General features: G+C 66.7%; 9 protein-coding genes. 5 read left to right on the forward strand and 4 right to left on the reverse strand.

The window, feature by feature from the left end; all coding sequences use genetic code 11:
- Window positions 1-1,064: glycosyltransferase (locus JYJ84_RS23240; protein WP_205189510.1), on the forward strand; the 1,064-nt coding region annotated here is incomplete at its 5' end.
- A 15-nt stretch (window positions 1,065-1,079) separates the two neighbouring features.
- Here the strand turns inward: JYJ84_RS23240 and hutC are convergent.
- The 3 genes from hutC to JYJ84_RS23255 all read right to left on the reverse strand — a co-directional run bounded on the left by hutC (window position 1,080) and on the right by JYJ84_RS23255 (window position 3,572).
- Window positions 1,080-1,775 carry a histidine utilization repressor gene (gene hutC, locus JYJ84_RS23245; protein WP_039349239.1) on the reverse strand — a complete coding sequence of 232 codons (696 nt, stop codon included), beginning with the start codon at window positions 1,773-1,775 and terminating at the stop codon, window positions 1,080-1,082.
- A gap of 182 nt (window positions 1,776-1,957) precedes the next feature.
- Complete coding sequence (locus JYJ84_RS23250; RefSeq protein ID WP_174958244.1) at window positions 1,958-3,085, reverse strand: porin; 1,128 nt, start codon at window positions 3,083-3,085, stop codon at window positions 1,958-1,960.
- A gap of 172 nt (window positions 3,086-3,257) precedes the next feature.
- Entirely contained in the window at window positions 3,258-3,572 is a 315-nt protein-coding gene (locus JYJ84_RS23255; protein ID WP_236027121.1) for a hypothetical protein, read from the reverse strand.
- Window positions 3,573-3,907: 335 nt separating this feature from the next.
- Between JYJ84_RS23255 and kdpF the strand changes: the two genes are divergently transcribed.
- Window positions 3,908-3,988 carry a K(+)-transporting ATPase subunit F gene (gene kdpF, locus JYJ84_RS38570; protein ID WP_063623159.1) on the forward strand — a complete coding sequence of 27 codons (81 nt, stop codon included), beginning with the start codon at window positions 3,908-3,910 and terminating at the stop codon, window positions 3,986-3,988.
- Here kdpF and JYJ84_RS23265 read toward each other — a convergent pair.
- The gene (locus JYJ84_RS23265) at window positions 3,958-4,128 is read right to left on the reverse strand and encodes a hypothetical protein (RefSeq protein WP_175221725.1); all 171 of its coding nucleotides are present in this window, start codon (window positions 4,126-4,128) and stop codon (window positions 3,958-3,960) included. The genes kdpF and JYJ84_RS23265 overlap by 31 nt on opposite strands.
- Between JYJ84_RS23265 and kdpA the strand changes: the two genes are divergently transcribed.
- The 3 genes from kdpA to JYJ84_RS23280 form a co-directional block, all read left to right on the forward strand.
- Window positions 4,127-5,830, forward strand: coding sequence for a potassium-transporting ATPase subunit KdpA (gene kdpA, locus JYJ84_RS23270; protein WP_174958243.1), 1,704 nt, complete (start codon window positions 4,127-4,129; stop codon window positions 5,828-5,830). The genes JYJ84_RS23265 and kdpA overlap by 2 nt on opposite strands.
- Window positions 5,831-5,840: 10 nt before the next feature.
- The gene (gene kdpC, locus JYJ84_RS23275) at window positions 5,841-6,542 is read left to right on the forward strand and encodes a potassium-transporting ATPase subunit KdpC (protein ID WP_174976760.1); all 702 of its coding nucleotides are present in this window, start codon (window positions 5,841-5,843) and stop codon (window positions 6,540-6,542) included.
- A gap of 56 nt (window positions 6,543-6,598) precedes the next feature.
- Window positions 6,599-7,535 (forward strand): HAD-IC family P-type ATPase (locus tag JYJ84_RS23280; RefSeq protein ID WP_374102121.1); only part of this gene is annotated, 937 nt, incomplete at its 3' end.

The raw sequence follows: 7,535 nt of genomic DNA on the forward strand, positions 1-7,535 counted from the left end.
CGATTGCGCCGGATGGCGCATTGGCGGATGCGGTGCGCGGGCGCGGCGGTTTCAACGACACGTCGAAGGCGCTCGCGGCAGTCGCGAATGCGAACACGGCCGCGTGGATGCGGGAAATCGCGGATGCGTCGGAAGGCTGCGACGCGATCCTCGTGTCGGGGCTCGCATCGTTCGTCGGCTTGTCGGTCGCCGAGTTTCGCGGCGTGCCGGCGATCGGCACCGGCATGATCCCGATCACACCCACTGCGGCATTCGCGTCGCCGTTCCTGCCGCCGGGGAAGCTGCCGCGCTGGCTGAACCGCGCGAGCCATCGGTTCGTGAACGCGCTGCTGTGGCAGGCGTTCAAGAAGGCGACGAATGCGGCGCGAGCGAGCGTGTGCGGATTGCCGCCGCGCAAGCATGTGTGGACCGATCATCCGATGCTGTACGGCGTGTCGCCGGCGCTGCTGTCCGGCCCTGGCGACTGGCCGTCGAACGTGCAGGCGTGCGGCCAGTGGCGGATCGATGCGCATGCCTGGGCGCCGCCGTCCGAACTCTCGGCTTTTCTCGAAGCGGGCGATCCGCCCGTGTACATCGGCTTCGGCAGCATGGCCGGCTTCGATCGCGCCGCGATGGTCGAGGCGCTGAAGCATGCGCTCGCCGGCCGGCGCGCGTTGTTCTATCCGGGCTGGAGCGGTATCGATGCGTCGATGCTGCCCGCGCACGTTCACGTAATCGGCGATATGCCACATGACTGGCTGTTCCCGCGCGTATCGATGGCGATCCATCACGGCGGATCGGGCACCACGCACTCGGCCACGCGAGCCGGCATTGCGTCGGTCGTCGTGCCGTTCGCGGGCGATCAGTTCTTCTGGGCGAACCGGCTGCAAAGGCTCGGCGTTGCGGATGCACCCGTCGCGGGGCGGCGCGTGGACGCTGCTGCGCTTGAGCGGGCGATCGTATTTGCAGAACGGGGTGAAACGAAAGCGCGCGCGCTGGAACTCGGCGCGCGCATCGCGCAAGAGGAAGGGTTGAAGCGGGCCGTCAGTGCGATCGAGCGATGGGGGCGGCCGGGCGCGCGGTAAGCCCGCGCATCACCCTCAGAAATGCCCGGTGAACCGGTAACGGCTGCCCGGGTGCCACAGATTGGCGACCGACGCGACCATCCCCTGCGACCACGTGCGCCGATGCAGCAGCAGGCACGGCTCGCGGTCGTCCATCGTCAGGTGGCGGCGCGTTTCGGTGTCGGGCATCGCGGCCTCGATCCGGTATTCGACGCGCTGCAGCGGCGCGACGCGCGTCAGGTACTGGTTCGGCGTCGTCGTCGTGAAGTCCTGCAACGCGTATTCCGGCGCGCAGGCCGGATTGACCCAGCGTTCCTCGAGCTGCACGGGCGTGTCGTTCTCGAAATGCAGCACGCGCGAATGGAAGATCGGGCTGCCGGTGTCGATCTGCAGCTCGTCGGCGAGCTTCGCATCGGCGACGGCCGCGCCCACTTGCAGCACCTGCGCGCGATAGCCGTGGCCGCGCGCGGCGACTTCGTCCGAGATGCTGCGGATCGCGACGAGCGTCGATTCGTACTTCGGCGACGCGACGTATGTGCCGGAGCCGCGTGTGCGCGTGAGCACCTGCTCGGCGGTCAGCTCGCGCAGTGCGCGGTTGACGGTCATCCGCGCGACGTTGAATTCGCGTGCGAGCTCGTTCTCCGACGGCACCTGGTCGCCTTCCGCCCATTCGCCGGCATGAATGCGCGCGAGGATGAAGTCCTTGATTTCCTGATAGATCGGTGTGGTCATGGGATCACGATTCGAGAGTCGGCAGCGGCCCGCCGCCGAATGCCGATCCGGCGCGCGCCCGGCGCCGAGTGTACCGGTTTCGCGGACGCGCGGGCCCGGATTCCCCGAATGATCCCTTTTTGGCCGGCGCGCGTCCATGCGGGATTGCACAGAGCGGCCGGCCTTCGGCGGCCGGCGTGCGATCAGAACCGATGCCGGATGCCGACCGTCCCGACCACTTGCGTGTTGTTCGACGAAGCCGCGAGCCCCGTGACGTTCGCGAAGCCGAGCGTCGCGCCTGACGGCACGCCGAACTGGTGCTGGTAGACGGTTTCCGCATACACGTCGGTGCGCTTGCTCAGCGCGTAGTCGGCCATCAGCGTCACCTGATGCCATTTCGGACGGTGGCTGCCGGTTGCATCGTCGTAGCGGCCGTTGGTGAACGTATAGGCGCCCGCGAACGACACGGCCGGCGTCAGCGCGTAGCGCGCGTTGACCTCGAAGTTGTCGAAGCGCAGCGCGTTCAGCGCGCCGGGCAGCGACGACGCGGCCGTTTCATCGAACATCGAATGCGTCCACAGCGCGCCGATGGTCAGCCGGTCGAACGCGTAGCTGCCGCCCGCGCCCATCACGCGCTGGCGCACGGCCGGGAAGTTCGGGCCGTCGTTGGTCGACAGCGCACCACCGGCCGTCAGCCCGCCGCGGTTGAGCTGCAGGTACGCGGCGCCGAGGCTGACCGGCCCGTTCGCATACGACACGCCCGCGCTGTACGCGCGGTTGTTCGCGAAGCCGCCGGCCGCGTTGCTGAACCCGTACAGGCCGCCGAACTGCCAGCCGGCGAGCGTCGGGCTCGTGTATTTCACCGCGTTGTCGATGTAGAACGAATCGTCGATGTTGTCGTTGTCGAACGGGTGCGACGCGAGGTTGTTGCCGTCGCCGTTGTTCGCCATCGCGAGCGGGCCGAGGTAGTCGACCACGGCGTCGTACTGCCGGCCGAGCGTCAGCGCGCCGTACTGGTCGCTCTGCAGGCCGACGTACGCGCGGCGGCCGAACATCGTGTTCTTGTACGACTGCGTGCCGTTGTTCAGGTTGAAGCCGTTCTCGAGGCGGAACAGCGCATGCAGGCCGCCGCCGAGATCCTCGTTGCCGCTCAGGCCGAAGACCGTATTCGACAGCAGGCCGCTGCCTTGCTGCCACGCGCTTTTACCCGACTGGTTGTTCGTATAGACGATACCCGCATCGAGCATCCCGTAGAGCGTGACGCTGCTTTGCGCATGCGCGGCGGCACTGAGGAACGCGAGGGAGAGGGTACCGGCGACTGCTTTTTTCATTGTGAGTGTTTCCTGGAAAGGCCCGTAGCGACGGGAACGACGATCCGGCGCGCGCACCGGCGGCGAACCGGCGCGGCTCGTGACGAACCGCGCGCGTTCGCATCGGAGACGCGCGTTCGAATCGATGAAAGGGGAGCGGGCGCGTGCCACGCGCGGCCGCAATGGATATCGGCTAGTGCTGCAGCAGGCGGATCGTGCCGAATTCGGCGGCCGGCAGCAGGCGGAGGATCGACAGGATCGCCGGCGATGCCTGCGAACGCGCGACTTCGAGCTCGATGCACGCGCGCCCGGTACGGTTGTCGATCGCGGCCGTATAGAAATTGAGTGCGGTGCCGACTGCCTGATGCAGCAGGCGCCGCACGACGGCGAGGTTGTCCGATTCGACACGAATCGACAGCAGCACGAGTTCGTCGGCAGGGGACCGGCGCCGCGCACGAACGGGCGGCAGATCGCGTGAAGCGGTGGTTTCGGTTCTGGTCGGTTTCATGCTGGCACCCCGGTCGCATCGTGCTCCGCACCGCGGAGATCTCGTCTTGGACATGCCGCCCATTCTAGGAATCGCGGTAACGAGATGGTGTATAGACTCGAACCGGCCCTGAAAAGAACGCATAAAAACGCCATGGCCACCGGCTTTCGTCTTTACAGATTTTTTATTCCTTGTAAAGAAATTGAACACCGCTTTGATACGCGGATTTCTACACTGTCGCATCCCATTCGCCAGATGAGCATGGGGGCGTCACACGGGCCTGAGCCGGTACGGCAAGGCCCGGTACGCCAACGATCGCGCGGAGATATCGCGCATATGAAAAAAAGGGGAAAGCCATGTTGTGGATCACCGGCGCGTTGTCGCTCGCGCTCTTTATCTATCTGTTTCATGCCTTGATCAAGCCCGAGCGGTATTGATCGGCACGATTCAACAGGAATTCGAAAATATCGGTGAATGTCATGAGCGATCTGCTTTTCATTTTGTTCACGCTCGCGTTCTTTGCCTTGACGGCGGGTTTCATCACCGGCCTTGACCGGATCTGAGCGAGCGTCGACATGTTCAACAATCTCATTCAATTCGCGATCGTTCTCGCGATCATGCTGGCGCTGGTGCCCGTCGTCGGGAAGTGGCTCGCGCACGCCTTTACGAGCCCGCGCCACGCGTGGGTCGAACGCCGTACCTATGCATTGCTCGGCGTGAATCCCGACGAAGCGATGTCGTGGCAGCGCTACGGCATGGTGCTGCTGCTCAGCAATGCCGGGATGATGCTGGTCGGCTACCTGCTGCTGCGCATCCAGGACACGCTGCCGTTCGATGCGCTGCAGCGTGCCGCGCAAAGCCCCGACCTCGCGTTCAACACCGCCGCGTCGTTCATCACGAACACGAACTGGCAGGCGTATGCGGGCGAGAGCAGCCTGTCGAACTTCTCGCAGATGGCCGTCATCACGTTCCTGATGGTGGTCAGCGCGGCGACCGGCGTCGCGGCCGCGGGCGGCTTCATCCGCGGGCTGAGCCGCAAGAGCGCGGCGGACCTCGGCAACTACTGGGTCGACTTCACGCGCGTGACCTATCGCGTGCTGCTGCCGCTCAGCTTCGTGATGGCGCTCGTGTACGTGTGGCAGGGCATGCCGCAGACGCTCGCGTCCGATGCGTGGGCGACCACGCTCGAAGGCGCACGCCAGCAGATCGTGATGGGGCCCGTTGCCAGCCTCGAATCGATCAAGCATATCGGCACGAACGGCGGCGGCTTCTTCAGCATGAACGCCGCGCATCCGTTCGAGAACCCGACGCCGCTCACCAACACGCTGCACATGCTGTCGATGCTGCTGATTCCGTCCGCGCTGACCTATGCGCTCGGCACGATGATCGGCCGGCGCCGCCAGGGCTGGGTGATTCTTGCCGCGTTCGTCGTGATGTTCGTCGGCTTCCTGGCCGTGATCTATTCGGCCGAGCAGCACGGCAATCCGCTCGTGACCGGGCTCGGCGTCGACCAGCAACTGAGCGCCACGCAGCCGGGCGGCAACATGGAAGGCAAGGAGATGCGCTTCGGCATCGCGCAGACGAGCCTGTTCGCCACCGTCACGACGGCCGCGACCACCGGGTCGGTCGATGCGATGCATGACTCGCTGACGCCGCTGGGCGGGCTCGTGCCGATCGCGCAGATGATGCTGAACAACGTGTTCGGCGGCGACGGCGTCGGGCTGATCAACCTGTTCACGTTCGCGATCCTCACGGTGTTCCTGGTCGGGATGATGATCGGGCGCACGCCGGAATTCCTCGGCAAGAAGATCGAAGCGCGCGAGATGAAGCTCGTGATGCTCGCGGTGCTCGCGCATCCGTTCAGCATCCTCGGCTTCACCGCGGTGGCGTCGATGCTGCACTCGACGATGGACAGCCTCGCGAACCTCGGCCCGCACGGCTTCAGCGAAGTGCTGTACGCGTACACGTCGGGCACGGCCAACAACGGCTCCGCATTCGCTGGCCTGAACGCAAACACGCCGTTCTTCAACACGACGATCGGCTTCGCGATGCTGATCGGCCGCTACCTGACGCTGCTGCCGATGCTCGCGGTCGCGGGCAGCCTCGCCGCGAAGAAGAGCGTGCCGGAAAGCGCGGGCACGCTGTCCACGTCGACGGGCCTGTTCGCCGGCCTGCTGATCTTCGTGATCCTGGTCGTCGGTGGCCTCACGTTCCTGCCGGCGCTCGCGCTCGGCCCGGTCGTCGAGCACCTGATGATGTCGGGCGGCCAACTGTTCTGAGGAAAACATCATGATGCAAGGCAATCGCCAGGCAGCGGCCGCCGCCGCGCCGGCACCCGGTTCTTCGTTCGGCGCGGCGACGCGCGGCCTCGTGCGGCCCGTGATCGCGTCGTCGGTGCTGTTCATGCTCGTCACCGGGATCGCGTATCCGCTGCTCACCACGGGCGTCGCGAACGTGCTGTTCCCGTCGCAGGCGCGCGGCAGTCTCGTGCAGCGCGACGGCGCGACGGTCGGCTCGGCGGTGATCGGGCAGAACTTCACGCGCGCCGGCTACTTCCACGGGCGGCCGAGCGCGACGACCGGCACCGATCCGGCCGATCCGTCGAAGACGGTCGACCAGCCGTACAACGCGGCGGGCAGCGGCGCCAGCAACCAGGGCGCCACCAGCAAGAAGCTGCTCGCGGATATCGCGCAGCGTGTGCGTGCGTACCGGCAGGAGAACGCGCTCGCGGCCGGCACGCCGGTGCCGGCGGATGCGGTGACCGCATCCGCATCGGGGCTCGATCCCGAGATCTCGGTCGCGAATGCGCGGCTGCAGGTGGCACGCGTCGCGCAGGCACGCGGCGTCGAGGCCGCGCAAGTCACGGCGCTGGTCGACCGGATCGCCACACCGCGCCAGCTCGGCGTGCTCGGTGAACCGCGCGTGCGCGTGCTCGACCTGAACCTGGCGCTGGACCACGCATTCGGCCAGGCGGCCGGCGCGAAGCAATAGCAGGAACCACGGAGTCACTCATGTCCCATATCGAAACCCCGATCACCCCCGCGGCCATGCCGCTCGGCGGCGTGCCGCCGATGCGCTGGACGGCCGTGCTGCGCGAGGCGTTCCGCAAGCTCGCGCCGCGCGTGCAGTTGAAGAACCCGGTGATGTTCGTCGTGTATCTCGGCAGCATCGTCACGACCTTGCTGTGGCTGCAGGCGCTGACCGGCACGGGCGACGCGCCGGCCGGCTTCATCTTCGCGGTCGCGTGCTGGCTGTGGTTCACCGTGCTGTTCGCGAACGCGGCCGAGGCGCTGGCCGAAGGGCGCGGCAAGGCGCAGGCCGACGCGCTGCGTGCGGCACGCAAGCGCGTGTACGCGAAGGTGCTCGACGAGCCGAAGCAATTCGGCAGCACCAGCCATCGCGTGCCGAGCGACGAGCTCGCGGCCGGCAGCATTGTGCTCGTCGAGGCCGGCGACACGATCCCCGCCGACGGCGAAGTGATCGACGGCGTCGCGTCGGTCGACGAATCGGCGATCACCGGCGAATCCGCGCCGGTGATCCGCGAGTCGGGCGGCGATTTCTCGTCGGTGACGGGCGGCACGCGCGTGCTGTCCGACTGGATCATCGTGAAGATCACCGCGCAACCGGGTGAGGCATTCCTCGACCGGATGATCGCGATGGTCGAAGGCGCGAAGCGCGGCAAGACGCCGAACGAAGTCGCACTGACGATCCTGCTCGTCGCGCTGACGATCATCTTCCTGCTCGTGTGCGTGACGCTGCTGCCGTTCTCGCAGTTCAGCGTGCTGCTGAACGCGTCGGGCACGGCGGTGAGCCTGACCGTGCTGATCGCCTTGCTCGTCTGCCTGATTCCGACGACGATCGGTGCGCTGCTGTCGGCGATCGGCATCGCGGGGATGAGCCGCATGATGCGCGCGAACGTGCTCGCGACGTCGGGCCGCGCGATCGAGGCGGCCGGCGACGTCGACGTGCTGCTGCTCGACAAGA

Origin of the sequence: Burkholderia sp. LMG 13014, assembly GCF_905232215.1 — a bacterium.
Lineage (GTDB): Bacteria > Pseudomonadota > Gammaproteobacteria > Burkholderiales > Burkholderiaceae > Burkholderia.